This window comes from Mycobacterium sp. 1465703.0, from assembly GCF_001672975.1.
Taxonomy (GTDB): Bacteria; Actinomycetota; Actinomycetes; order Mycobacteriales; family Mycobacteriaceae; genus Mycobacterium.
The window spans coordinates 20490-43810 of sequence record NZ_LZKU01000183.1 but is presented as its reverse complement, the minus strand read 5'-3'; the positions used below and the strand labels follow the sequence as shown (position 1 = coordinate 43810).

The window sequence follows — 23321 nt, the reverse complement described above, 5'->3', positions numbered from 1 at the left end:
GGCTACACCAGGCCGAGTAAGCGAAGATCCGCGACGTACTTGTCGATCAACGCCGCCGACAAATGCGGAATATCCTTCTCCGCACCGATTTTCGCGGCTCGCACGGCGTTGCGGAAGACGTCGGTCGGGGCCGGCGCGCCGCGCAGTGGCGTCTCCGGTTCCCGGTACGCATCGAGCAATGGCAGCACCGAATGCTGACGCTGCTTGTCCGGCAAGGCACGCAGGGCCGTGCTAAACCGGCCCAGCCACTCGTCATAGTCGTCGATACGCCGGATGTCGTGCCCGGCGGCGATCAACCAGTCGACGAAGACATCCAGCGAGATGCCGTCGTCGTGTGGGTTCATCACGTCGAAGGACCGGTAGTCACCGGAATCGTCAGCGGCGGTGGCGATCTGCTCGCCAAGCGTGGTGACCGCCGCGGCGACGAAGTCGGCGGGAAGCCCGTCGTAGTGGGCCACCGCCCGGTGTCCTTGCGCATCGGCCTGATAGAACGAAGCCGGTGCGATACCGGTGGTCAGCAAGCTGAATATCAACCGGGTGAACGCATCTGGCACATTCAACTGGCCGGCATACCGGCTGTGCGCGAGGATCATGTCGGACCGGAAAACCGCGACCGGCAGCCCGCACAGGTCGTGTGCCTCGCGCAGCAATACCTCACCGGCCCACTTGCTGTTCGCATACCCGTTCGCATAGCTGTCATCGAGCGGCCGTACCGCGCTGATGGTACGGATGTCACCGTCCTCGACGAACTTGTCGGGATCCACCGACAGGGCCACCGCGACGGTCGACATGTAGGTGACCGGCTTGATTCGGGTCGTTATCGCCAGCCGAATCAACTCTGCGGTGCCCACCACATTCGGGCCGAAAAGTTGGTCGTAGGGCAACACGTGGTTGACCAGGGCGGCCGGATGCACGATCAGGTCCACACTATGTGCGAGATGATCCCAGATCGCTTGCTCCAAGCCGAGATTGGGCTCGCCGATATCGCCGACGATGACCTCCAGGTGGTCGGCGGCAAGGGTGCGGAATCGCTGCAGCAATTGCGGATCCCCGCTGTCGAACACCGCCTCCAGGCGTCTGGTGGCGGCCTCGGCGTCCGTCGCACGAATGATGGAGATGAGCTTTCCGCCGGTTTCGGCGACCCGCTCGAGCCATTCCAGTGTCAGGAAGCGGCCGAGGTAGCCGTTGGCGCCGGTGAGCAGAACGGTGTGCGGTGTACCGGTGGCGCGCGGCAGTGTCGGCGCTTGCGCCAGGCTGGCCGCGTCGATGAACTTGTCCAATGTGAGCTCGGCTGCCTGGACCTTGGTCGCCTCCCGACCGTGCACCGTCGCGAAGGTGGGCCGCCGGGATCCCGATTCACGTTCGGACTCAATATAATCCGCGAGCTGACGCAGATCGGTCGCCGGGCCGGTGATCATTCCCACCGGCACGTCGACGTCGAAGATGTCACGCAACAGATTGGAGAAGGTCAGCGCCGACAGCGAATCGCCGCCGAGTTCGGTGAACAGCGCGTCGGGCGCCGGCGGGCCACCGGCCAGGCCTAGCAGTGCCTCGGCTGCTCGGGTCAGGGTGACGATCACCGGGCGGTCGGCCGCGCCTTCGCGCAGCGCACGCAATTCTGTCACCCGGTTTTCGGCCAGATCCGCGTAGAGCTGTTCGAGCCGGGCGCCGTAGTGCTCTTTCAGCTTTGGCCGCAGCAGCTTGCCCACCCCGGAGAGCAGACCGTTGTCCTCACTGAACGGCTCGGTCTCCACCAGAAAGTCGACCGGCACCTCATAGGACTGCAACTCGGCGAGTTTTGCTGACTGGCGCAGAGATTCGTTCAGGACCGCCTTCAGGCCGTCGGTGTCGCCGGCGAACTTCTCGGCCGCATCGTCGGTAGGGACGACCACTGCCAGCAGGTAGGGCCGTTCGCTGTTGCCGTAGACGAAGATCTGGCGAACCAAAGCCGCGCTGGCGAACACCGCTTCCAGGCGCGCTACCGCGACGAACTCGCCCTGCGCCAGCTTCAACACGTTGTTGCGGCGATCGACATAGGCGAGCCGACCCGGCTCCAGCTCGGCCATCACATCACCGGTGCGGTAGTACCCGTCGGCGTCGAAGGCGTTGGCGGTGACATCGGGTCGCTTGAAGTACCCGGGCGTGGCGGTCAGTGACTTCACCAGCAGTTCGCCACGCGGATATGGCTTGTCGGTAAGGAAATAGCCCAACTCGGGCACGTCGAGGAGCTTGTAGTCGAGCACCGGGGGCCGGATGATCCAGCCGTCCTTGGTCACCATGCCGACCTCGGTCAGACCGTAACCGTCGACAACGTGGACGTCCAAACAGGTCTCGATGAAACTGCGCATCTCCGCCGCAAGTGGTGCCGTGCCGCAAAAGGCGGTCACGATGCGTCCACCGAGGACTTGCTCGCGCAACTCGACTTGCGCCTGCGCCTCGGCGGCGCCGCTCTCGACGCCCGAGGCTTCAAGTCGATCGACGGCACTCTGGTAGCGCTGGTAGAGCATTTCCGCCACTCGGGGCACCAGCCCCATTTCGGTGGGGCGCACCAGATTCCAGTCGTCGAACAGGGTGGACAGGTCGCTCTCCGGGACGAAATAGCTGGTACCACCGGCTTGGAACGCCGTCAACAACGGAATCCGCCCGCCCAGGTGATTCAACGGCATGAAATTCACGTTGATCACCGGCGTGTCCGGGAAGTCCGGCATCAGTTCGTTGGTCCAAAACTTGCAGAGCATCCGCTCGGTGTACATGGCGCCCTTGGGCAATCCGGTACTGCCCGACGTGTACATGATCATGGCCAGCCGCTCATCGGTGTCGCCGGTGAACATCGGTTCGGGTGGCAGCGATTGACCGCGTTCTATCACCCCATCGAGAGTCTCGATGGTGACCGCCATGCCGGCACTCGCCAGCTTCGCCCGCGCGCGTTCGACAGCCTCGCGCTGCTCGTCGACCTCGGGCAAGTAGTCGAAAATCACCAGCCGCCGCAACGATGAACTTGCCAGTGCCGCTTCGACGGCGATATCCAGATAGCCCACGCCCGAGGCCAATATCGTTGGCTCGACCTCGTCGATGATCGGCTTCAACCGCGACGCCGTGGTGTTGTGTTGCAGCGGGACGGCCACCAGCCCCAGGTACCCGCACACCAGATCGATGGTGAGGTACTCTGCGCTCGCGAAACCCACAGTGGCGACGACGTCTCCGGGCGCCACCGGATTCGAGGGGTCGTGCCGCCATGCGCTGGCGATGGCACCGACATCGGCCCACAGCTGGCGATAAGTCATCGTGTCGAACCGAGGGAGCAACTGCACGCTGGTGCGGCCGGTCGCGGGATCGGTGCTCAGGGAGCGGGCCCGCCAGCCCAAGGCAGGACGATCGGCATAGCCCTCGGCGAAGATTTCCAGGATCTGCGGTAACCGTAGGTTGGGTTGGCGTGCCGCGCGCTGCAAGGCCGAATCGGGTTTGGTGGTGCGGAACTGTTCGTCGTGGGCATCCAATGTGCGGATGCGTTCGGCTACCTGCTGGCGCGCCGCGCTTATCGGGCCTGCGGAGCTAACTTTGGCGTCCGTCGCTGCATCAGTCATGGCCCGCCTCTCGATTCGTATCAACCGTCTACGAGAACCAACCCTTTCGGGCCAGACTTCCGTTCAAGGGTTGTGACGGTAATCACACCACTGTAGGTGTGCGGTTGCGAGCCCTTGATCAGACGGGGCAGCCGGCCGTACCGCTCAGGCCACGACCTCGATGGGGTCGCCGACGTTGACCTGGTTGAAGTACCAGGCGGCGTTGTCGGGGCTGAGGTTGATGCAGCCGTGGCTCACGTTGGCGTTGCCCTGCGAATCAACCGACCACGGAGCTGAGTGCACGTAGACGCCACTCCAGGTGACGCGAACGGCGTATGAGGCGGTGATCTTGTATCCCTCGGGGGAGCTGAGCGGGATACCGATGGTCCGCGAGTCCATCACCACGGTGCGCTCCTTTTCCAATGCGCTGAAGCTACCCATCGGGGTGGGGCGGCTGGGCTTGCCCATCGACGCGGGCATGCTGCGCAGCACCTCGTCGTTTCTGCTGACGGTAAAGGTGTGCTTCGAGATGCTGGCTACGCCGAGGAGCGCATCGCCGGTGTCAAAGCCCGTGGACAGGGCCTGCACACCGACAGATACGTGAGTGTGGGCTGGCCAGTAGTGGTTGGGGACCCACTGCACGACCGTGTTCTGGACCCATTCGAAGTGCCCGGGGGTGCCGCTGGGCGAAGTGACGTGGATTGACCGTTCGACGGCGCCCCGATCGGCCACCGGAGCGGTGAACGTCACCACGACCGGGTGGGCAACGCCCACCACGTCGCCGTTAGCGGGCAAAATCGAGGCGATTTGGGGGGCGGGTTGCGGTAGCGGGATAGCGGCGGTGCTGCGCGCGACCGGCCCCATCAGGCCCATCAGCGTGATCGCGACCATAACAGACAGATAACGAACACCTCGACGCATAGCGTCCACCCTTCGAGATGGTGCGATCAACACACGCATATTCTACTGGTTACCCACTAATTACCGGTTTCAGCAAACAATGGCACCTTGCCCCGTCACCGCGGTAACGATCCAATAACCGATGCAGTTCAGTTGCGTCAGGGACGAAACCCGGTGGGCAGCAGTGCGGGCGGGAGGCCCCGTGAAAGCGGCACCGATGCTTCGGTTTTCACGGGTCTGCAACCCCGAGTCGGCTAGGGCGTCGAACTGTCGGACCAGCCGGGCCGACTGCGGCTTACGAACTTGGCCCGTCGCCGGCGACGCGTTAGCCTCAGCGAGATCGGCGCCCTAAGGCCGAATCCGAACACGAGGAGTGCGAGTGCTCTTCCGTCAGCTGGAGTACTTCGTTGCGGTCGCGTCCGAACGCCACTTCGCCCGCGCGGCCGAAAAGTGCTTCGTATCCCAGCCCGCGCTGTCGGCCGCGATCGCCAAGCTGGAGCGGGAATTGAACGTCACACTGATCAACCGTGGACACAGCTTCGAGGGCCTTACCCCCGAAGGCGAGCGGTTGGTGGTGTGGGCCAGGCGGATTCTCGCCGAGCACGATGCCTTTAAATCCGAAGTGGACGCCGTGCGCTCGGGCATCCATGGGACGCTTCGGCTGGGTACCGTTCCGACCGCCTCCACGACGGCGTCCCTGGTGCTTTCGGCGTTCTGTTCGGCACACCCGTTGGTGAAGGTACAGATTCTTTCCCGGCTGGCAGCCACCGAACTGTACCGGCGGCTGCGGGAGTTCGAACTCGATGCCGCGATCGTGCATGCGGCGCCCGACGAGGCACACGACGTGAACTTGGTTCCGCTGTACCAAGAGCGCTACGTGTTGCTGTCGCCGGCGGACATGGTGGGATCCGCTGCGGCCACGATCACCTGGGTGCAGGCCGCGCAGTTGCCGCTGGCGTTGCTCACCCCGGACATGCGGGATCGCCAGATCATCGACAAAGCCTTCGCCGAACATTCCATCACCGTCAGTCCACAGGTGGAAACCGATTCCGTCGCATCATTATTCGCGCAGGCGTCGGCGGGCAACTGGGCGTCCATCGTGCCGCACACATGGCTGTGGACGTCGTCGTTGGGCCCCGACATCCGGGCGGTGCAACTCGTCGATCCGGTCCTCAAAGCCGATGTCGCCCTGGCCACCAACTCGAGCGGCCCGGGGTCGCCGATCGCTCGCGCGTTGGCCACGTCCGCCGCGCAGTTGACGCTCGACGAGTTCTTCGACGCGCAACTGGTCGGGCTTACCCGCCGGCGCTGACCGCGGCCGGTGGTGGTGTGGCCGCGCTGGCCGGGTTCCGGTTGGCCAGATGTCCGCTCTCCACTCCCGCTGCCGGGTCGAGTTCGCAGTCGATGATGGACGGTGTCCCGGAACCGATCGCCTCGGTCAGCGCCGCGCGCAGCTCTGACGGAGTGGTGACGTGATATCCCTTGCCGCCGAACGCTTCCGCGAGCAGTTCGTGGCGGGCCCGGGCGTTCAATACGGTCGGGGCCGGGTCGGATGCCGGCTCGGCAGTGCCGGGTGTGGCCTCGTCGCCGCGGTAAACGCCGCCATTGTTCAGGATGACGACGGTTACCGGCAGCCGGTAGCGGCAGATGGTCTCGATCTCCATGCCGCTGAAGCCGAATGCACTGTCGCCTTCGATCGCGACCACCGGTTTTCCGGTCTCGACGGCGGCGGCGATGGCGTAACCCATCCCGATGCCCATGACCCCCCAGGTTCCGGTATCGAGCCTGTGTCGCGGCACCGCCATGTCGATGACATTGCGGGCCAGGTCGAGCGCATTGGCGCCTTCGTTGACCACGTATACCTCGCGGTTGTCTTGCAGCACAGCGCGAATCGCACCGAGGGCGTTGTAGAAGCGCATGGGGTGTGGGTCTTCGGCCAGCCGCTCGCGCATTTTGGCGTCGTTGCGCACTTTGCGATCGGCCAGTTCGCTGGTCCATTCCGGGGGCGTGGCGAACGGCCGGGCGGCCACGCCGTCACACAGCGCCGACATCACCGAGCCGATGTCACCGGCCAGCGGCGCCGCGATCTGCTGGTTGCTGTCGAACTCGGACGCGGCGATGTCCACCTGCACGAATTTGACGTCGGGGCTCCATTGTGGCGATTCCCCATGGCCCAGAAGCCAATTCAGTCGGGCGCCGACCAGCAGGACCGCGTCGGCGCGGGCGATCGCCAGCGAGCGTGCGGACGCAGCGGACTGCGGGTGCGAGTCCGGCAGCAGCCCTTTGGCCATCGACATCGGCAGGAACGGAATCCCGGTGTCCTCGATGAATCTGCGAATTACATTGTCGGCCTGGGCATACGCCGCGCCCTTGCCGAGCACGACCAGTGGCCGCCGCGCCTGGGTCAGCACGCCCAGGGCGCGGTCGACCGCGTCCGGCGCCGGCAGCTGCCGCGGCGCGGGGTCGATGACCCGCCAGACGGTGTCGCCCGCCGCGACGGCGTCCATGGCCTGTCCCAGAACCTCTCCGGGGATGTCCAGGTAGACTCCGCCGGGCCGGCCGGAGACCGCGGTGCGAATCGCTCGGGCTACTCCGCGCCCGATGTCCTCGATCCGGCCGATCCGATAGGCCGCCTTCGCGAATGGCTTTGCGGCGGCGAGTTGGTCGAGATCCTGGTAGTCGCCGCGCTGCAGATCTACCAGCGCTCGATTGCTGGAGCCGGAGATCTGGATCATCGGAAAGCAATTCGTCGTGGCGTTGGCCAGCGCGGGTAGCGCGTTGAGGAAACCGGGCCCCGACGTCGTGAGGCACACGCCGGGCCGCCGGGTGAGGAATCCGGCGGCGGCTGCGGCGTTGCCGGCCGACGCCTCCTGACGGAAGCCGATGTAGCGGATTCCCGACGTCTGCGCAACGCGGGCGAGGTCGGTGATCGGGATGCCGACAATGCCGTAGATGGTGTCGACGTCATTGGCCTTGAGCGCGTCCACCACCAGGTGAAAGCCGTCGATCGTCGGCTCGGGCGCCGAGTTCCCAGAGGCCGAAGCTGTGGACATGTCGCGACTCCTCGGATGATGCGATTGCAGGCCGGTGCGGGTACTGCCTCGGCCATCACTGTGACCCCAGCGCACGCCGGGTGTCCAAGACTCGGGCACTATCCGATGATTTGCACTAGCTATCGTGCCAGGTCAGCGCGCCGAAACTGCGGTTCAATAGTTAACGATTATGAACCGTGAGCGGATCGATATTGGACGGGCGAGAAGACCGCCCGGCATGGTGGCATTCGAAGCAGTGGAAGGAGTGTGGCGATGAGGTCTGACGCGATTACCGGCGGCGAGGTCACCGGGACGACGGAAGCCGCAAGCCCCCGCATCGCCGATGTGGTCGAGGCAGTGGCCCGCCGATGGCCGAAGGCACGGGCGCTGGTCGTCACGTCCGGGCGGCTCCCGGTCAACTACCGCGATCTGATGCGGTTGGTCGATGACCTGGCCGCACAGCTGAAGGCCGGTGGTCTGCTACCGGGTGATCGGGTCGCGCTGCGGGCCGGCAGCAACGCGGAGTTCGTCGTCGGACTGCTGGCGGCATCGCGTGCGGATCTCGTTGTGGTTCCTCTGGATCCGGCGTTGCCCGTCGCCGAGCAGCGGGTGCGCAGCGATGCGGTGGGTGCCCGCGCGGTACTCGTTGACCAGGTCGGCGACAGCGAGAAGGCGGACGGTCTGCCGTGGTGGCCCGTCGTTGTGACTGTCGGGCCGGAAGGCACCGCCCCGGCGGTCATCCTGAACGTCACCGCGGCACCCCGGCGTGACGTTGCGACGCCGCAGGGGCTGCGCGACGACGACGCCATGATCATGTTCACCGGCGGAACCACCGGTGTGCCCAAAATGGTTCCCTGGACCCGTCACAACATCGCCGGCTCGGTGGCGGCCATCATCGCCGGGTATGGTTTGGGCCCGCGGGACGCGACGGTGGCGGTGATGCCGCTGTACCACGGGCACGGTCTGCTCGCCGCGCTGCTGGGCACGCTGGTGTCCGGAGGAGCGGTGTTGCTGCCGGCCCGCGGCAAATTCTCGGCGCACACGTTTTGGGACGACATCGAGTCCGTCGGGGCCACCTGGTACACCGCCGTCCCGACCATCCATCAAATCTTGTTGGAGCGTGCCCGAACCGAGCAGCCGGGCAGCACGCCCGCGTTGCGGTTCATCCGCAGTTGTAGCGCGCCGCTCACTGCTGAGACGGCACAGGCATTGCACGACGCGTTTTCAGCGCCGGTGGTGTGCGCATTCGGGATGACCGAGTCGACGCACCAGGTGGCGACGACGGCCATCGATGGTGCCGGCCATAGCGAAAACCCAGGCGCCACACCGGGTCTGGTCGGCCGGTCGACCGGGCCCGAGATCCGGATCGTCGGACCCGACGGCCAGGCACTGCCCGCCGATACCGTCGGCGAAGTCTGGCTGCACGGCCCGACCGTGGTGCGTGGCTACCTCGGCGATCCCTCGATCACCGCCACCAACTTCACCCAGGGGTGGTTGCACACCGGCGATCTGGGGACGCTGTCGCAAGCCGGCGATCTGGTCATCCGCGGCCGGATCAAGGAGCTCATCAACCGCGGCGGGGAAAAGATTTCACCGGAGCGAGTCGAGGGCGTGCTGGCCAGTCACCCCGACGTGCTCGAGGTGGGCGTGTTCGGCATGCCGGACACGCTGTACGGCGAGACGGTGGCCGCGGTCATCGTTGCGCGCGGATCCGCCGCGCCGAGCCCCGACGAGTTGGCGGCGTTCTGCCGTGATCGCCTGGCGCCCTTCGAGGTGCCGACCGAGTTCCAGCTGGCCAGTGAATTGCCGCATACCGCAAAAGGTTCGCTGGACCGCCGGGCGGTGGCCAACCGGTTCGGCCGCAAGGCCTGAGAGCCGGTCGGCGCCGGGGGAGTGAGGCGCTAGACGGTGGCGTTCAGCCGGGCGGCCGCGGATTCCGGCATGGGTTCGTAGCGGGCGAAGGATCGGGTGAACGAGGCGGCGCCGTGCGCCAGTGACCGTAGGTCGATGGCGTAGCGCGTCAGTTCCACCTGGGGCACCTCGGCTTTGACGACGGTGCGTTCGTTGCCCGCCGTGTCGGAGCCGAGCACCCGGCCGCGCCGGCTGGACAGATCGCCCATCACCGCGCCGACGTAATCGTCTGGCACCAGCACCGAGATCTCGTCGATGGGTTCGAGCAGCGCCACCTTGGTCGCCGCGGCGGCCTCCCGCAGCGCCAGCGAGCCCGCCATCTGGAAGGCGAAGTCCGACGAGTCGACGCTGTGCGACTTGCCGTCGAGCAGAGTGACCCGGATATCGACCACCGGGTAGCCCGCGTGCACCCCCTTCTCCATCTGGGCGCGCACGCCTTTCTCCACACTCGGGATGAATTGCCGCGGTACCGCTCCGCCGACCACCTTGTCGACGAACTCGAACCCGGAACCCTCCGGCAGCGGTTCCACCTCGATGTCGCACACCGCGTACTGACCGTGCCCACCGGACTGTTTGACATGCCGGCCGTGGCCTTTTGCTTTGCCGCTGAAGGTTTCTCGCAGCGGAACGCGTAGTTCGACGGTATCGACGGTGACGCCGTACCGATTGGCCAGCGCGTCGAGCACGACACCGGCGTGTGACTCGCCCATGCACCACAGCACGATCTGATGGGTCTCTTGGTTCTGTTCGATCCGCAGCGTCGGGTCTTCGGCGGCCAACCGGCCCAGTCCCACCGACAGTTTGTCTTCGTCGGTCTTGGCGTGTGCCGCGATGGCGACCGGCAGCAGGGGTTCGGGCATGGTCCAGGGCTTCAACACCAACGGCTCTGACTTGTCCGAGAGCGTGTCACCGGTTTCGGCCCGGCTGAGTTTGCCGATCGCGCAGATGTCACCCGCCACCACGGTCGCGGCCGGCCGCTGTTGCTTGCCCAGCGGGAACGACAGCACCCCGATGCGCTCGTCCTCGTCATGGTCGGGATGGGCATGGCCGTCGCCGTTGGTGGTGCCGAAGAACGACGCAAAATGGCCCGACACATGAACCGTCGTGTCGGGCCTGATGGTCCCGGAGAAGACCCGGACCAGGCTGACCCTGCCCACATACGGGTCCGACGTCGTCTTCACCACCTCCGCGAGCAACGGCGCGTCCGCGTCACACGTCAGGCTGGCGTGCGGCGCACCGATCTGCGTGAAGACCTCGGGCAGTGGATGCTCCCTCGGCGACGGGAAGCCGCGGGTGGCGACCTCCAGCAGTTCCATGGTGCCGACGCCGCTGCCGCTGCAGACCGGGATCACCGGGAAGAACGAGCCACGGGCCACGGCCTGCTCCAGATCCTGGATGAGCACCGACTCGTCAATCGACTCGCCGCCGAGATAGCGGTCCATCAACGATTCGTCCTCGGACTCCACGATGATTCCTTCGATCAGGGCGCCGCGCGCTTCCTCGATCTGCTCGGCGTCGGAAGGATTCATCGGCTGCACCGTGCGTTTGCCGTCGGAGTATTCATAGCGCGTCTGCGACAACAGCCCGATCAGACCGTGGCAGGAGGGCAGGTCGGTGGGTAAGTACAGCGGTAAAACCTTGTCGCCGAACGCATTCTGCGCGGCGGCCAGTGCCTCCTGGTAATTCGCGCGGGTGTGGTCGAGCTTGGTGATCACCACGGCGCGCGGCATGCCGACCTGGTTGCATTCCTGCCACAACGATTTGGTGGGCTCGTCGACGCCTTCGTTGGCCGCGATCACGAACAGCGCGCAATCCGCGGCCCGCAGTCCGGCTCGCAACTCCCCGACGAAGTCGGCGTATCCGGGTGTGTCGACCAGGTTGACCTTGACACCGTCGTGCGACAGGGACGCGACGGCGACGCCCACCGACCGTTGCTGGCGAATCTCGGCGTCGTCGTAGTCGCAGACGGTGCTGCCGTCGGCCACCGAACCGCTTCGGGTCAACACGCCGGCTGCCACCAACAGGGCTTCTACGAGTGTGGTTTTGCCGCCACCCGACGGGCCCACCAGCACCACGTTGCGGATTTCATCCGGACCACTGGCGGTGGGAGCACTCCCCGTTCCTTGGGAAGTATTTGTCCTGTCGGCCATGGCTTTCCTCCAGGTTGCCCAGCACGCCGTTGCTGAGCTAGTTAGCACCTATCTAGCTACCATTCACCCAACTTCGGTAGACCACAAGACCGTCGGGCCAGATCGGGTGCCGACGGGCATCGCGGGTCGCGGCACCACCGGTCAGGGATGCCAGCTGGTCCACCGCTGCACGGCCACCGCGATGACCGGACCGTCTAATGAAACCGATTGATACTGAGGGTATTTCGCGCGCAGCAGCCGGTATCCGAAATCCGCGGCGGCGCCGTCGGTGTGGACCGTGGCGATGCCGTCGACGCGGACCCACCACAACTGGGTCCAATCCTCGGCGTAGTGATCCACCAGCAGGCTCACCTGGGGGTTGGTCTCGATGTTGGCCAGCCGGCGCAGCCGCCGGGTCGTTTTCGGTTTCGCATCGACGGCGGTGTACACCACGTCGGATCCGGCGTCGGTGGCAACCGCGAAGACCACCGGCACCAGGTGCGGCAGGCCGCCGGGGGCGACCGTGGCCAGTCGCGCTACCGGAGACCGGGTGAAACTGGCCTTGGGGTCGAAATCGCCCACCGTGTCAGCTTAAAACCTGCGGTAAATCCCCAGGCGGGAAGCCGATCGACCGGCCAGAACCTGTCACATGCCATGCATAGCTACCTGCATTACGGTTATATACACACAATTGTGCCGCCAAGACACTGAGGCCGGGACAGTTTGTTCTTTTCCGAGAAGCAGAAGGGTGACGGGATGAGCAAATCGCACCACCGCTCGGTCTGGTGGTCATGGATTGTCAGCGTGCTGACCGTAGTCGGACTGGGCCTCGGCCTGGGCTCCGGTGTCGGCCTTGCGCCGGCTTCCGCCTCACCATCCGACCTGGCGCTGGACCGGTTCACCGACCGTCCCCAGGCCCCGCTCGACCCGTCGGCAATGGTCGGTCAGGTCGGCCCGCAGGTGGTCAACATCGACACCAAATTCGGCTACAACAATGCGGTGGGCGCCGGAACCGGCATCGTGATCGATCCCAACGGCGTCGTCCTGACCAACAACCACGTCATCTCCGGCGCCACCGACATCAGTGCGTATGACGTCGGCAACGGGCAGACCTACGCCGTTGACGTGGTCGGCTACGACCGCACCCAGGACATCGCGGTGCTGCAACTTCGCGGCGCCGCCGGCCTGCCCACCGCCGCAATCGGCGGCGAGGCCACGGTGGGCGAACCGATCGTCGCGCTCGGAAACGTCGGCGGCCAGGGCGGCACGCCCAACGCGGTGACCGGCAAGGTCGTCGCGCTCAATCAGAGCGTCTCGGCAACTGACACCTTGACCGGAGCCCAAGAGAGCCTGGGCGGCCTGATCCAGGCGGATGCCCCGATCAAGCCGGGTGACTCCGGTGGGCCCATGGTCAACAACGCCGGGCAGGTGATCGGCGTGGACACCGCTGCGACCGACAGCTACAAGATGTCCGGCGGGCAGGGCTTCGCCATTCCCATCGGTCGGGCAATGGGTGTTGCCGGGCAGATCCGGTCCGGCGCCGGCTCGAACACGGTTCACATCGGCCCCACCGCCTTCCTGGGCCTGGGTGTGATGGACAACAACGGCACCGGCGCGCGGGTGCAGCGGGTGGTCAACACCGGTCCCGCCGCAGCCGCCGGCATCGCGCCCGGCGACCTCATCACTGGCGTCGACAACGTCGCGATCACCGGTGCGACGTCCATGACCGAGGTGCTCGTTCCGCATCACCCGGGAGACAACATCGCAGTGCACTACCGGTCCAATGACGGCGGTGAACGCACCGTGAACATCACACTAGCGGAGGGACCGCCGGCCTGATATTCGCGCCGACGAGACCCGATTGGTGGCCAATTCGTTTGCCACCGGGCGTGTTTCGTCGTAAAGGTAGGGGCGTGATTCCGAAAGTCGCGCCCAGGGTACCCGTGGCATCGTGGATTTGATGAACGACGCAAAACACGCAGTCGAGCACCATCCCGAGGGGGGCAGCCATGTCCAGGACGGCGTCGTGGAGCACCCCGACGCCGAGGACTTCAACAACGCCGCCGCGCTGCCCACCGACCCGACCTGGTTCAAGCACGCCGTGTTCTACGAGGTGCTGGTCCGCGCGTTCTTCGACGCCAACGCCGACGGCTCCGGTGATCTACGCGGTCTGTTGAGTCGCCTGGACTACCTGCAGTGGCTGGGCATCGACTGCATCTGGCTGCCGCCGTTCTACGACTCACCGCTGCGCGATGGCGGGTATGACATCCGGGACTTCTACAAGGTGCTGCCCGAGTTCGGGACGGTCGAGGATTTCGTCGCGCTGCTCAACGCCGCGCACGAGCGGGGGATCCGGGTCATCACCGACCTGGTGATGAACCACACCTCGGATTCACATCCCTGGTTCCAGGAATCGCGGCACGACCCCGACGGCCCCTATGGCGACTTCTACGTGTGGAGTGACAGCAGCGAGAAGTACACCGACGCCCGGATCATCTTCATCGACACCGAGGAGTCCAACTGGACCTTCGACCCGGTGCGTAAGCAGTTCTACTGGCACCGGTTCTTCTCCCACCAGCCGGACCTGAACTACGACAACCCGGCCGTGCAGGAAGCGATGATCGACGTTCTCCGGTTCTGGCTCGAGCTGGGCATCGACGGTTTCCGGTTGGACGCGGTGCCCTACCTGTTCGAACGGGAGGGCACCAACTGTGAGAACCTGCCCGAGACGCACGCCTTCCTCAAGCAGGTCCGCAAGGTCATCGACGACGAGTTCCCGGGCCGGGTGTTGCTGGCCGAGGCGAACCAGTGGCCGGCCGATGTCGTCGAGTACTTCGGCGATGCCACCACCGGCGGCGACGAATGCCACATGGCGTTTCACTTTCCGCTGATGCCACGCATCTTCATGGCAGTGCGCCGTGAATCACGCTTTCCGATTTCGGAGATCCTGGCCCAGACACCGGAGATCCCCGATATGGCGCAGTGGGGGATCTTCCTGCGCAACCACGACGAGTTGACGCTGGAGATGGTCACCGACGAAGAGCGTGACTACATGTACGCCGAGTACGCCAAGGACCCGCGGATGAAGGCCAACGTCGGTATCCGCCGCCGGCTGGCGCCGCTGCTGGACAACGACCGCAACCAGATCGAATTGTTCACCGCGCTGCTGCTGTCGCTGCCCGGCTCGCCGGTGCTGTATTACGGCGACGAGATCGGCATGGGCGACGTGATCTGGCTGGGTGACCGCGACGGGGTACGCACACCGATGCAGTGGACGCCGGACCGCAACGCGGGGTTTTCCAAGGCGAACCCGGGCCGGCTCTATCTGCCGCCCAGCCAAGACTCCGTTTACGGCTATCAGGCGGTCAACGTGGAAGCCCAGCGCGACACCTCGACGTCGCTGCTCAATTTCACCCGGACGATGCTCGCGGTGCGGCGCCGCCACGAGGCCTTCGCGATCGGAACCTTCGAAGAGTTGGGCGGCTCGAACCCCTCGGTGCTGGCGTTTGTGCGGCAGGTATCCGGTGACGGTGACACCGTGCTGTGCGTCAACAACCTGTCGCGTTTCCCCCAGCCGATCGAATTGAATCTGCAGCATTGGAGCGGTTGGATACCGGTCGAGCTGACCGGGCAGGTGGAATTCCCGCGCATCGGTCACCTGCCTTACCTGCTGACATTGCCCGGACACGGCTTCTACTGGTTCAAGCTGACCGGGTGCGAGGAGGACGGATGACAACCCCGCGCGCCGCGACGAGGCAGACTGAAGGCGATGAAGAGGAGTGGCGCAAATGACGCAGCCAGCCAAGCTGCCTTGGTCTGAGTGGCTTCCGCAGCAACGTTGGTACGCCGGACGTAACCGGGAACTGACCAGCGCCCAGTCCAGCGTCGTCGTCCCGCTCGACGACGGCCTCGACCTGGTCATCGTCGATGCCGACTACGCCGACGGCTCCCGGCACCGCTACCAGGTGATCGTGCGGTGGGATGCCGCGCCGGTCTCCGAGTACAGCAGCGTTGCCACCATCGGCTCCGCCGACGACCGGACCGGCTTCGACGCGATGTATGACGCCGACGCGCCGCAGTTCCTGCTCTCCTTGATCGACTCGTCGGCCGTGCGCCGGGGGTCGGGCGCCGAGGTGACCTTCGCCAAAGAGCCGGACGTCGAGCTTCCGCTGGAGGCAATGGCGCACGTATCCGACGCCGAGCAGTCCAACACCAGCGTCATCTTCGACCGCGACGCCATTTTCAAGGTGTTCCGCCGGGTCAGCAGCGGCATCAACCCCGACATCGAGCTGAACCGCGTGCTCGGGCGGGCTGGCAACCCACACGTCGCGCGGCTGCTGGGCACCTACGAGATGACCGGTTCGGACGGCGGCGCCGACGCGGTGTGGCCGCTGGGCATGGTGACCGAATTCGCCGCCAACTCCGCCGAAGGCTGGGCGATGGCCACCGCCAGTGTTCGTGACCTGTTCGCCGAAGGGGACCTGTACGCGTATGAGGTCGGCGGCGACTTCGCCGGAGAGTCCTACCGGCTCGGCGAGGCGGTGGCTTCGGTGCACGCCACCCTGGCCGAGACCCTCGGAACCTCGCAGACCGTCTTCCCGGTCGACAACGTGCTGGCGCGGCTGTCCTCTACGGTTGCCCTAGTTCCCGAGCTCAAGGAGCACGCGACGACGATCGAAGAGCGATTCCAGAAGCTGGACGCCGAGACGATCACCGTGCAGCGCATTCACGGCGACCTGCACCTGGGGCAGGTGCTGCGTACTCCGGAGCGCTGGTTGCTCATCGACTTCGAAGGCGAACCGGGCCAGCCGCTCGAGGAGCGTCGCGCGCCCGATTCACCGCTGCGCGACGTGGCCGGCGTGCTGCGATCGTTCGAATACGCCGCGTACGGGCCATTGGTCGACCAGGCGGACGACAAGCAGTTGGCGGCCCGGGCCCGCGAGTGGGTCGAGCGTAACCGAACCGCGTTCTGCGACGGCTACGCTGCGGCCTCCGGGATCGACCCGCGCGATTCGGCGCAGCTGTTGGCCGCCTACGAGCTCGACAAGGCCGTCTATGAGGCCGGCTATGAAGCACGACACCGGCCGAGCTGGCTGCCAATTCCGTTGCGCGCCATCGCTCGTCTCAGCGCCGCCTAGTGGGTCAACGTCCGCGCGCTGCGCGTGCCGTAGCGGTCTGGAAGCATGTGCGTGTGCCGAATGAGATCAACAACAGCGAGTCGCGGTTGTCGTGGCTGCTGGCCGCGCTGGCTGGGGTGCTGGGCGCGACGGCCTTCACCCACTCCGCCGGCTACTTCGTGACCTTCATGACCGGCAACGCCCAGCGCGCGGTGCTCGGGTACTTCCGCGGTGACGTGGTGCTGTCGCTGACGGCGGGGGTGTTGATCGGGTGCTTCGTCGCGGGTGTGGTGGTTGCCTCGGTGTGCCGTCGCCATTTCTGGGTGGCGCACCCGCACGGCCCGACGGTGCTGACCACGTTCAGCCTGGCGGCGGCCACCGTGGTCGACGTCATCGACGAGGGCTGGGAAGAGAATCTGCTCGATTTCGCGCCGATCATGTTGGTGGCCTTCGGGATTGGTGCTTTAAACACGTCGTTCGTCAAGGACGGCGAGGTGTCGGTCCCGCTGAGCTACGTGACCGGCACGCTGGTCAAGATGGGCCAGGGCATCGAACGCCATATCGCCGGCGGATCGGCCGCGGACTGGCTGGGCTACTTCCTGCTATTCGCCAGCTTCGCGGTGGGAGCAACGGTGGGCGGCTTCATCAGCACGCTGGTCAACGGGACGTGGATGCTGGTGGTAGCCACCGTCGTCTGCGCGTCGACCACCGGCTACACCTACTTCCACTCCGATCGGCGGGCCCTGCTCGACGAGGCGTGAAAAAAGCATCGGCAGTAGCGCTGACCGGTGCGCTACTGCCGATGCTGGTTCGCAGGGTTTTTAGGTCGCCGGTTGAGCCGGTTGCGCCGGTTGCGCCGGTTGCGCGGTGGTGTTGCTGGCCAGCAGCACCTGCTGCATGTCGGGCTTCATGGCCATCAACTGCTGGTTCCAGTAGGGCCACGAGTGCGTCCCATTGGCCGGGAAGTTGAACACGCCGTTGCGTCCGCCCGCGGCCACGTAGTTGTTCTGGAACTGCTGGTTGGTGCGCAGGGTCAGGCCTTCCAGGAACTTGGCCGGCATGTTGTCGCCACCCAGGTCGCTGGGGGTGCCATTACCGCAGTAGACCCAGATGCGGGTGTTGTTGGCGACCAGCCGGGGAATCTGGATCATCGGGTCGTTGCGCTTCCACGCCGGGTCGCTGGACGGGCCCCACATGCTGTTGGCGTTGTAACCACCCGCGTCGTTCATCGCCAGGCCGATCAGGGTGGGCCACCAACCCTCGGACGGGTTGAGGAAGCCCGACAGCGCGGCGGCGTACGGGAACTGCTGCGGGTAGTAGGCGGCCAGGATCAGCGCGGAGCCACCCGACATCGACAGGCCCACCGCCGCATTGCCGGCCGGCGAAACCTGCTTGTTGGACTGCATCCACAGCGGCATTTCCTGGGTCAGGAACGTCTCCCACTTGTAGGTGTAGTTCTGCCCGTTGCCCGATGACGGCTGGTACCAGTTGCTGTAGAAGCTGGACTGGCCGCCGACCGGCATGATCACCGACAGGCCGGACTGGTAGAACTCCTCGAACGCGGGGGTGTTGATGTCCCAGCCGTTGTAATCGTCCTGCGCGCGCAGGCCGTCGAGCAGGTACACGGCGTGCGATCCGCCGCCCTGGAACTGAACCTTGATGTTGCGGCCCATCGACGGCGACGGCACCTCGAGGTATTCCACCGGAAGCCCCGGCTTGGAGAACGCCCCGGCGACAGGGGAGCCGCCGGCGCCAACGGCAACACCGGACAGCAGGGAGGCCCCCATGGCCGCGATCGCCAGTCGGCGCGGCATCGTAGCCGCTGCGCCACGCAACTTTTCGAAGAACGACATAGCTCTCTACCCATCCCAACTTTCATCTGCCGCAGGGTGCGGTCGAATCTGTTCTGGGGGAGTGAAACACAGCGGGAGGGCCGAATTCCGTTGTCGCGGCCGCGATGACAGATCGCGGTTAGCTAACGATTGGGAGTCGCCGAGGAATCGTCACGGACGGGTCACAATCGGCTCTCGGAACCATGCGCCCACCTTGCGCTGCGACAGCGCATGCGCTACACACCGGCAATCGCTTAGGCCACCAAGCGGCGCAAAAGCGTTGACGCCGTGACGATTCCGAGGACGGCGGCAACCACCAGCACGACGATGTCCGCGGAGTTGAAGGGAGTGCCGATCAGCAGCGCCCGCAGTGCGTTCACTTCGTAGCTGAGTGGATTGACCTTGCTCAGCACGTGCAACCACGCCGGCATCACATCGACCGGGTACAGCGCGTTGGACGCGAAGAACAACGGCATCGTGATCGCTTGCCCGATGCCCATCAACCGATCGCGACTGCGCACCAAACCGGCCAGTGTCATGGACAGGCAGGCGAAGAACGCCGCACCCAGCATGACGATGGCCATCGCCGCCACAATTCGCAGCGGATTGACGGTCAGGCCGACACCCATCACATACGCCAACGCCAGCACGCCGACCACCTGGGCCACCGAACGCACCCCGGCCGCAAACGCCTTACCGGTGATCAGCGCCGACGCCGGTGCCGGCGTCACCATGAGTTTGGCCAGCACACCGGCATCGCGATCCCAAATGATCTGTATTCCATAGAAAATGGAGATGAACAGCGCTGACTGAGCGATGATCCCGGGCGCCAGAAACGCCAGATACGACACCGATCCGGTGGGAATCACGTGCAAGTGGCTGAACGTCGTCCCGAAGATCAACAGCCACAGCGCGGGCTGCACCATCCGGGTGACCAGTTCGGTCCTGTCATGCTGCAGCTTCTGCAGTTCGACGATCGCGAATGCTCCGATGCGACTGGACAGCGCGCCCACTCGCTGCCAGCCGCGCGGCGCGCGAATCAGTGTTCCTGCCATGGCGCTATCAACCGACACGGCGAGCCACCTTTCTGCTGGAACGGATTTCGCGGATGGACCCGTTGCCGTCCGCGGGATCCGCTTCATCGGCCAAACCCGATGCCGCGTAATGGCGGAACACATCCTCGAGGGTTGCCGACGGTGACACCGTGGCCTTCAACTTGTCGGGTGTGCCGACCGCCCGCAACTGACCGCGGTGCATCAGTGCGACCCGGTCGCACAGCGCGTCGGCTTCCTCCATGTAGTGGGTCGTGAGCAGCACGGTCATGCCGAACTGCGACTGCATCTTCTGCACCTGCGCCCAGACGCCATCGCGCGCAATGGGATCGAGTCCGACCGTTGGTTCGTCGAGCACCAGCACGGACGGGCGATTGACCAGTGCCTGGGCCACCTCGAGGCGGCGGACCATGCCGCCGGAGTAGGCCGACGCCAGCCGGTCGGCCACATCGATGAGATCCATGGCCACCAGCGCCTGATCGACGCGGTCGGCGCGCTCGGCGCGGGGCACCCCGTACAACCGCGCGAACCACTGCACGTTCTGCCGGCCGGTCAGCGCGGGCTCGATCGAAAGCTGTTGCGGCACATAGCCGATGTTGCTTCGGATGTCGGTGGTCTGGCGACGTGCGTCCATTCCGAAAATGCGCAGTTCACCGTGCTGCACCGGGGTGAGCGTGGTAAGCATCCGGACCATGGTGGTTTTTCCGGCGCCATTGGGCCCCAGCAGGCCCATGGTTTCGCCGGGCCGTACCTGCAGTGTCACATCATCGACGGCGGTGAACTGGCCATAACGGTAGGTCAGGTTCCTACCGTCGACCGCCATCGGCAGCGATCCGCTCATGATCGCCGCTCTTGCAGTTTTCGGGTCATCGTTTCGAGGACCTCCAATCCTTTTGTCAAAGACTCGATTTGCTCGTCGTCGAGTTCATCGATCACCTCGGACAGCAATGCCCGACGAGTGGCGCGCGATGCGTCGACGACCTGTTGGGCGGGTTCGGCAAGCCGCAGTTGGCACACCCGGCGATCGACGTCCCCCGGCGTCCGCAACAGCAGTCCGCCGGACACCAGCTTGGTGACCAGGGTCGAGGCGGTGTTGGGCACCAGTCCGAGCTCGGCGGCCGCCGCGCTGACCGAAATCCCCGGCCGGCGCCCGACCAGCCACAGCAGCTCCGACTGCGACTCAGACAGCCGCGACGAATCGAATCCACGACCCGCCGATCTGCGCAGTTGCCGTCGAAACCTGCCGACGACCCCGAACAGCTCGCCTGCCACATCCGTGCGCGATTTCATATGCACCAATAATACCTCTGTAGCCGAGCTATCTATGTGGACAAGCTGTGCATGAGGTATGTACCCGTTACTTAGGGAGGCTATGCAGAACCACGTCGGTCAGGGCACCGTCGTCGATGCGCGCCGTCATATAGGTGCAGAAGGGCTGGCGGCGGCGGTCCGTCGGCGAGCCCGGATTGAGCAGCCGCAACCCGGTGTCTGCGGTGGTGTCCCACGGGATGTGGCTGTGCCCGAACACCAAGACCTGGGTGTCGGGGTACAGCCGCGTCATCCGCGCTTCGCGGCCGGCCGCCGCGCCGGTCTCGTGCACGACAGTGAAACGCACGCCCCCCAAGGTCACGTCCGCTCGTTCCGGCAGTCGTGCGCGCAGTGCGGGGCCGTCGTTGTTGCCCCAGCAGGCCACCAGGCGGGCGGACCTGCTTTCCAGTTGGTCGAGCAGTTCGGGCGCCACCCAGTCACCGGCGTGTACGACGACGTCGGCCGCATCCACCTCGTCCCACACCGGCGCAGGCAGATCGCGGGCGCGGTTGGGTATGTGCGTATCGGTGATCAGCAGCAGCCTCACCGCCCCATCTTGCGTCAACCGGGGTCGGTGTTGGCCGGACCGTTCATGTCATCGCGTTTTGGCGGTTGGTCGCCCGCGCGTCCACATCCTCACCCAGAAGTAGGGAACGAACGAGGCGGCGTGAACCGAAGGGCCTGAGCGTGTGGCTGGCCGGGCGCGCCCGGACGATATGCGACCACCAGAACCAGCGCCGCAGCAGCATATACCCTACGGGGTATGGTATACAGGAGGCATGACGATCGAAGGTAATGGCAGCGGACCTCGCACCGCGGATGCCCTCAGGCACGACTCCGGCGACATCGATGCGGTGCTTGCCCGGCTGCGTCGAGCGCAGGGCCAGCTCGGAGGAGTCATCGCGATGATCGAGCAGGGGCGCAGCTGTAAAGACGTCGTTACCCAGCTGGCCGCGGTGTCGAAGGCATTGGATCGCGCCGGCTTCAAAATCATCGCCTCCGGGCTGCGTGACTGCATCACGCGATCGGAGGACCAACCGGCCATGTCGATCGATGAACTGGAGAAACTGTTCCTGAGCCTGGCCTGACGGCCCGGCTGTTACGGAAGGGGAGACAGCACATGGACCCCGCTGACGTGAAGCGCACCGTGACGCTGTGGCTGGACCCGGTGTGTCCGTTCTCGTGGAACACGGCACGTTGGCTGCGCGGTGTCGCCGAACAAACCGGATTGGCCATCGATTGGCGGCTGATGAACCTGGCAGTCCTCAACGGGGGACGGGAACTGCCGCCCCCGCAGCAGGCGCAAATGCGTGACTCCCAACAAGTCGGCCGGCTGATGGCCGCCATAAGCCGCGAACACGGCGCCGCCGGATGGACGGCCGCGTATTTCGCCTTTGGCGAGCGATACTTCGATCGTTCCGAGCCACTCAACGCCAATCTCGTCGCGCAGGTTTTGATGGAGGTGGGTGCTCGTGGTGCCCTCGCCGCGGCCGTCTCTGATACAACGCTGGATAAGTTTGTCCGGGAACAACATCAGGCGGCCCAAGAAGCGCTGGGTGACACCGGGGGCAGCCCGATTCTGAGGATCGACGACCACACATTTTTCGGGCCCGTCCTGACCGCGCCACCAGGTGCGGACGCAGCCACCGCGCTGTTCGATGCGGTCGCCACGTTGGCCGCAATTCCCCAGTTCACCCAGCTGCAACGGCCACGCTCTCAGGCGTAGCCGGCACACGGCGAAATCTTCGGTAGTTCAAAGCGCAAAGAGGAGAAACAAATGACGTCAGGACTGAGCACCACGTTGCACACCTCGTTCGAGGATGCGGTGGACCGAACCGCAAAAGCCTTGGCCGATCAGGGTTTTGGTGTACTGACCACCATCGACGTGAAAGCCACCCTGAAGCAAAAGCTCGGGGAGGATATGGAGAACTACCTCATCCTCGGGGCCTGCAACCCGGTCCTGGCGCATCGCGCGCTGGGCATCCACCGCGAGATCGGCCAGTTGCTGCCGTGCAACGTAGTGGTGCGGTCCGATCCCGCCGGCGAAGGCGACAAGGTTCTGGTCGAAGCGATGGATCCCCAGCTCATGGTCAAGGTGACCGGCGAGCAGACGGCATTGCAGGACGTCGCGGACCAGGCAACCGCCAAGCTGCAAGCCGCCATCAGCGCGCTCGGATAAGCTCACTCCGCGCACCGCAGGTGCAATCGCTCGCAGCCCAGCTAACCGTCTTGGCTGCGGGCTTCGGCGCCCGACTCACCGGTATCAAACGAGTCATCCGAACCGGCAGCCCCCACGTAGGAGCCGTCGTCCTCGCCCGCGGCGGCGCGGGACTGAGTCTGGTGCGTCTCGGCGTCCACGTCTTCTTCGGCTTTGTGGCCCTTGTGATCTGGCATGGTTGCGTCCTTTTCTGTGGGCAGCTGCTGCAGGATTCCCCCGACAGCTCAAGCGAAACGCGGACCTTCTTGCGCGCCAGGAG

At 65.4% G+C, this 23321-nt stretch carries 20 protein-coding genes; 9 read left to right on the top strand and 11 right to left on the bottom strand.

What is annotated here, in order from left to right; translation table 11 throughout:
* Positions 1-2: 2 nt before the first annotated feature.
* Together car and A5625_RS16660 are read right to left on the bottom strand one after the other, a co-directional pair.
* Positions 3-3584, bottom strand: coding sequence for a carboxylic acid reductase (gene car / locus A5625_RS16665; protein WP_082984431.1), 3582 nt, complete (start codon positions 3582-3584; stop codon positions 3-5).
* A 144-nt stretch (positions 3585-3728) separates the two neighbouring features.
* Positions 3729-4484 (bottom strand): L,D-transpeptidase family protein, encoded by a 756-nt coding sequence (locus tag A5625_RS16660; protein ID WP_066996027.1) that lies wholly within the window; start codon positions 4482-4484, stop codon positions 3729-3731.
* A 358-nt stretch (positions 4485-4842) separates the two neighbouring features.
* Between A5625_RS16660 and A5625_RS16655 the strand changes: the two genes are divergently transcribed.
* A complete protein-coding gene (locus A5625_RS16655; RefSeq protein ID WP_066996025.1) occupies positions 4843-5775 on the top strand; it encodes a LysR family transcriptional regulator in 933 nt (310 codons plus the stop codon).
* On the opposite strand, the gene oxc is transcribed toward A5625_RS16655, so the two are convergent.
* Positions 5759-7516, bottom strand: a complete 1758-nt coding sequence (oxc, locus tag A5625_RS16650) for an oxalyl-CoA decarboxylase (RefSeq protein ID WP_066996022.1) — start codon at positions 7514-7516, stop codon at positions 5759-5761. The two genes, A5625_RS16655 and oxc, sit on opposite strands and share 17 nt — an antisense overlap.
* Before the next feature lie 252 nt (positions 7517-7768).
* Here oxc and A5625_RS16645 point away from each other — a divergent pair, with 252 nt between their 5' ends.
* Complete coding sequence (locus A5625_RS16645) at positions 7769-9367, top strand: FadD7 family fatty acid--CoA ligase (protein ID WP_066996019.1); 1599 nt, start codon at positions 7769-7771, stop codon at positions 9365-9367.
* A 29-nt stretch (positions 9368-9396) separates the two neighbouring features.
* Here the strand turns inward: A5625_RS16645 and A5625_RS16640 are convergent, their stop codons facing one another.
* Together A5625_RS16640 and A5625_RS16635 are read right to left on the bottom strand one after the other, a co-directional pair.
* The gene (locus tag A5625_RS16640) at positions 9397-11556 is read right to left on the bottom strand and encodes an elongation factor G-like protein EF-G2 (RefSeq protein WP_066996016.1); all 2160 of its coding nucleotides are present in this window, start codon (positions 11554-11556) and stop codon (positions 9397-9399) included.
* 141 nt (positions 11557-11697) lie between these two features.
* Positions 11698-12117, bottom strand: coding sequence for a TIGR03668 family PPOX class F420-dependent oxidoreductase (locus A5625_RS16635; RefSeq protein ID WP_066996013.1), 420 nt, complete (start codon positions 12115-12117; stop codon positions 11698-11700).
* Between the two features lie 174 nt (positions 12118-12291).
* Here A5625_RS16635 and A5625_RS16630 point away from each other — a divergent pair, with 174 nt between their 5' ends.
* The 4 genes from A5625_RS16630 to A5625_RS16615 all read left to right on the top strand — a co-directional run bounded on the left by A5625_RS16630 (position 12292) and on the right by A5625_RS16615 (position 17413).
* On the top strand, positions 12292-13374 hold the full coding sequence (locus tag A5625_RS16630; RefSeq protein ID WP_066996010.1) for a S1C family serine protease: 1083 nt from the start codon (positions 12292-12294) through the stop codon (positions 13372-13374).
* A gap of 121 nt (positions 13375-13495) precedes the next feature.
* Positions 13496-15268 (top strand): maltose alpha-D-glucosyltransferase, encoded by a 1773-nt coding sequence (treS, locus tag A5625_RS16625; protein ID WP_066996104.1) that lies wholly within the window; start codon positions 13496-13498, stop codon positions 15266-15268.
* 55 nt (positions 15269-15323) lie between these two features.
* Positions 15324-16673: a maltokinase gene (locus tag A5625_RS16620; RefSeq protein WP_066996007.1), complete on the top strand. Its 1350-nt coding sequence runs from the start codon at positions 15324-15326 to the stop codon at positions 16671-16673.
* 53 nt (positions 16674-16726) lie between these two features.
* On the top strand, positions 16727-17413 hold the full coding sequence (locus A5625_RS16615; protein WP_066996101.1) for a YoaK family protein: 687 nt from the start codon (positions 16727-16729) through the stop codon (positions 17411-17413).
* Between the two features lie 60 nt (positions 17414-17473).
* Here A5625_RS16615 and ag85C read toward each other — a convergent pair whose 3' ends face one another.
* The 5 genes from ag85C to A5625_RS16590 form a co-directional block, all read right to left on the bottom strand.
* The gene (ag85C, locus tag A5625_RS16610) at positions 17474-18505 is read right to left on the bottom strand and encodes a diacylglycerol acyltransferase/mycolyltransferase Ag85C (RefSeq protein ID WP_066996004.1); all 1032 of its coding nucleotides are present in this window, start codon (positions 18503-18505) and stop codon (positions 17474-17476) included.
* 233 nt (positions 18506-18738) lie between these two features.
* Positions 18739-19557 carry an ABC transporter permease gene (locus A5625_RS16605; protein ID WP_066996001.1) on the bottom strand — a complete coding sequence of 273 codons (819 nt, stop codon included), beginning with the start codon at positions 19555-19557 and terminating at the stop codon, positions 18739-18741.
* Positions 19547-20377 carry an ATP-binding cassette domain-containing protein gene (locus A5625_RS16600; RefSeq protein WP_066995997.1) on the bottom strand — a complete coding sequence of 277 codons (831 nt, stop codon included), beginning with the start codon at positions 20375-20377 and terminating at the stop codon, positions 19547-19549. The genes A5625_RS16605 and A5625_RS16600 overlap by 11 nt, the downstream gene beginning before the upstream one ends.
* Complete coding sequence (locus A5625_RS16595; protein ID WP_066995994.1) at positions 20374-20826, bottom strand: MarR family winged helix-turn-helix transcriptional regulator; 453 nt, start codon at positions 20824-20826, stop codon at positions 20374-20376. The genes A5625_RS16600 and A5625_RS16595 overlap by 4 nt, the downstream gene beginning before the upstream one ends.
* 67 nt (positions 20827-20893) lie before the next feature.
* On the bottom strand, positions 20894-21391 hold the full coding sequence (locus tag A5625_RS16590) for a metallophosphoesterase (RefSeq protein ID WP_066995991.1): 498 nt from the start codon (positions 21389-21391) through the stop codon (positions 20894-20896).
* Between the two features lie 232 nt (positions 21392-21623).
* Between A5625_RS16590 and A5625_RS16585 the strand changes: the two genes are divergently transcribed.
* Genes A5625_RS16585 through A5625_RS16575 form a run of 3 tightly spaced genes read left to right on the top strand, consistent with a single transcriptional unit; the run spans position 21624 to position 23023 of the window.
* The gene (locus A5625_RS16585; RefSeq protein WP_066995988.1) at positions 21624-21932 is read left to right on the top strand and encodes a metal-sensitive transcriptional regulator; all 309 of its coding nucleotides are present in this window, start codon (positions 21624-21626) and stop codon (positions 21930-21932) included.
* 32 nt (positions 21933-21964) lie between these two features.
* The gene (locus A5625_RS16580) at positions 21965-22570 is read left to right on the top strand and encodes a DsbA family protein (protein WP_066995986.1); all 606 of its coding nucleotides are present in this window, start codon (positions 21965-21967) and stop codon (positions 22568-22570) included.
* A gap of 51 nt (positions 22571-22621) precedes the next feature.
* Complete coding sequence (locus A5625_RS16575; RefSeq protein ID WP_066995983.1) at positions 22622-23023, top strand: DUF302 domain-containing protein; 402 nt, start codon at positions 22622-22624, stop codon at positions 23021-23023.
* Between the two features lie 41 nt (positions 23024-23064).
* Here the strand turns inward: A5625_RS16575 and A5625_RS29660 are convergent, their stop codons facing one another.
* Positions 23065-23238 (bottom strand): hypothetical protein, encoded by a 174-nt coding sequence (locus A5625_RS29660; RefSeq protein ID WP_197516134.1) that lies wholly within the window; start codon positions 23236-23238, stop codon positions 23065-23067.
* Positions 23239-23321: the final 83 nt, after the last annotated feature.

Coding starts and splice junctions, on each gene's coding strand:
- car (WP_082984431.1), bottom strand. CDS start 3,584: ATGACTGATGCAGCGACGGACGCCAAAGTTAGCTCCGCAGGCCCGATA.
- A5625_RS16660 (WP_066996027.1), bottom strand. CDS start 4,484: ATGCGTCGAGGTGTTCGTTATCTGTCTGTTATGGTCGCGATCACGCTG.
- oxc (WP_066996022.1), bottom strand. CDS start 7,516: ATGTCCACAGCTTCGGCCTCTGGGAACTCGGCGCCCGAGCCGACGATC.
- A5625_RS16645 (WP_066996019.1), top strand. CDS start 7,769: ATGAGGTCTGACGCGATTACCGGCGGCGAGGTCACCGGGACGACGGAA.
- A5625_RS16640 (WP_066996016.1), bottom strand. CDS start 11,556: ATGGCCGACAGGACAAATACTTCCCAAGGAACGGGGAGTGCTCCCACC.
- A5625_RS16630 (WP_066996010.1), top strand. CDS start 12,292: ATGAGCAAATCGCACCACCGCTCGGTCTGGTGGTCATGGATTGTCAGC.
- treS (WP_066996104.1), top strand. CDS start 13,496: ATGAACGACGCAAAACACGCAGTCGAGCACCATCCCGAGGGGGGCAGC.
- A5625_RS16620 (WP_066996007.1), top strand. CDS start 15,324: ATGACGCAGCCAGCCAAGCTGCCTTGGTCTGAGTGGCTTCCGCAGCAA.
- ag85C (WP_066996004.1), bottom strand. CDS start 18,505: ATGTCGTTCTTCGAAAAGTTGCGTGGCGCAGCGGCTACGATGCCGCGC.
- A5625_RS16600 (WP_066995997.1), bottom strand. CDS start 20,377: ATGAGCGGATCGCTGCCGATGGCGGTCGACGGTAGGAACCTGACCTAC.
- A5625_RS16595 (WP_066995994.1), bottom strand. CDS start 20,826: ATGAAATCGCGCACGGATGTGGCAGGCGAGCTGTTCGGGGTCGTCGGC.
- A5625_RS16585 (WP_066995988.1), top strand. CDS start 21,624: ATGACGATCGAAGGTAATGGCAGCGGACCTCGCACCGCGGATGCCCTC.
- A5625_RS16580 (WP_066995986.1), top strand. CDS start 21,965: ATGGACCCCGCTGACGTGAAGCGCACCGTGACGCTGTGGCTGGACCCG.
- A5625_RS16575 (WP_066995983.1), top strand. CDS start 22,622: ATGACGTCAGGACTGAGCACCACGTTGCACACCTCGTTCGAGGATGCG.
- A5625_RS29660 (WP_197516134.1), bottom strand. CDS start 23,238: ATGCCAGATCACAAGGGCCACAAAGCCGAAGAAGACGTGGACGCCGAG.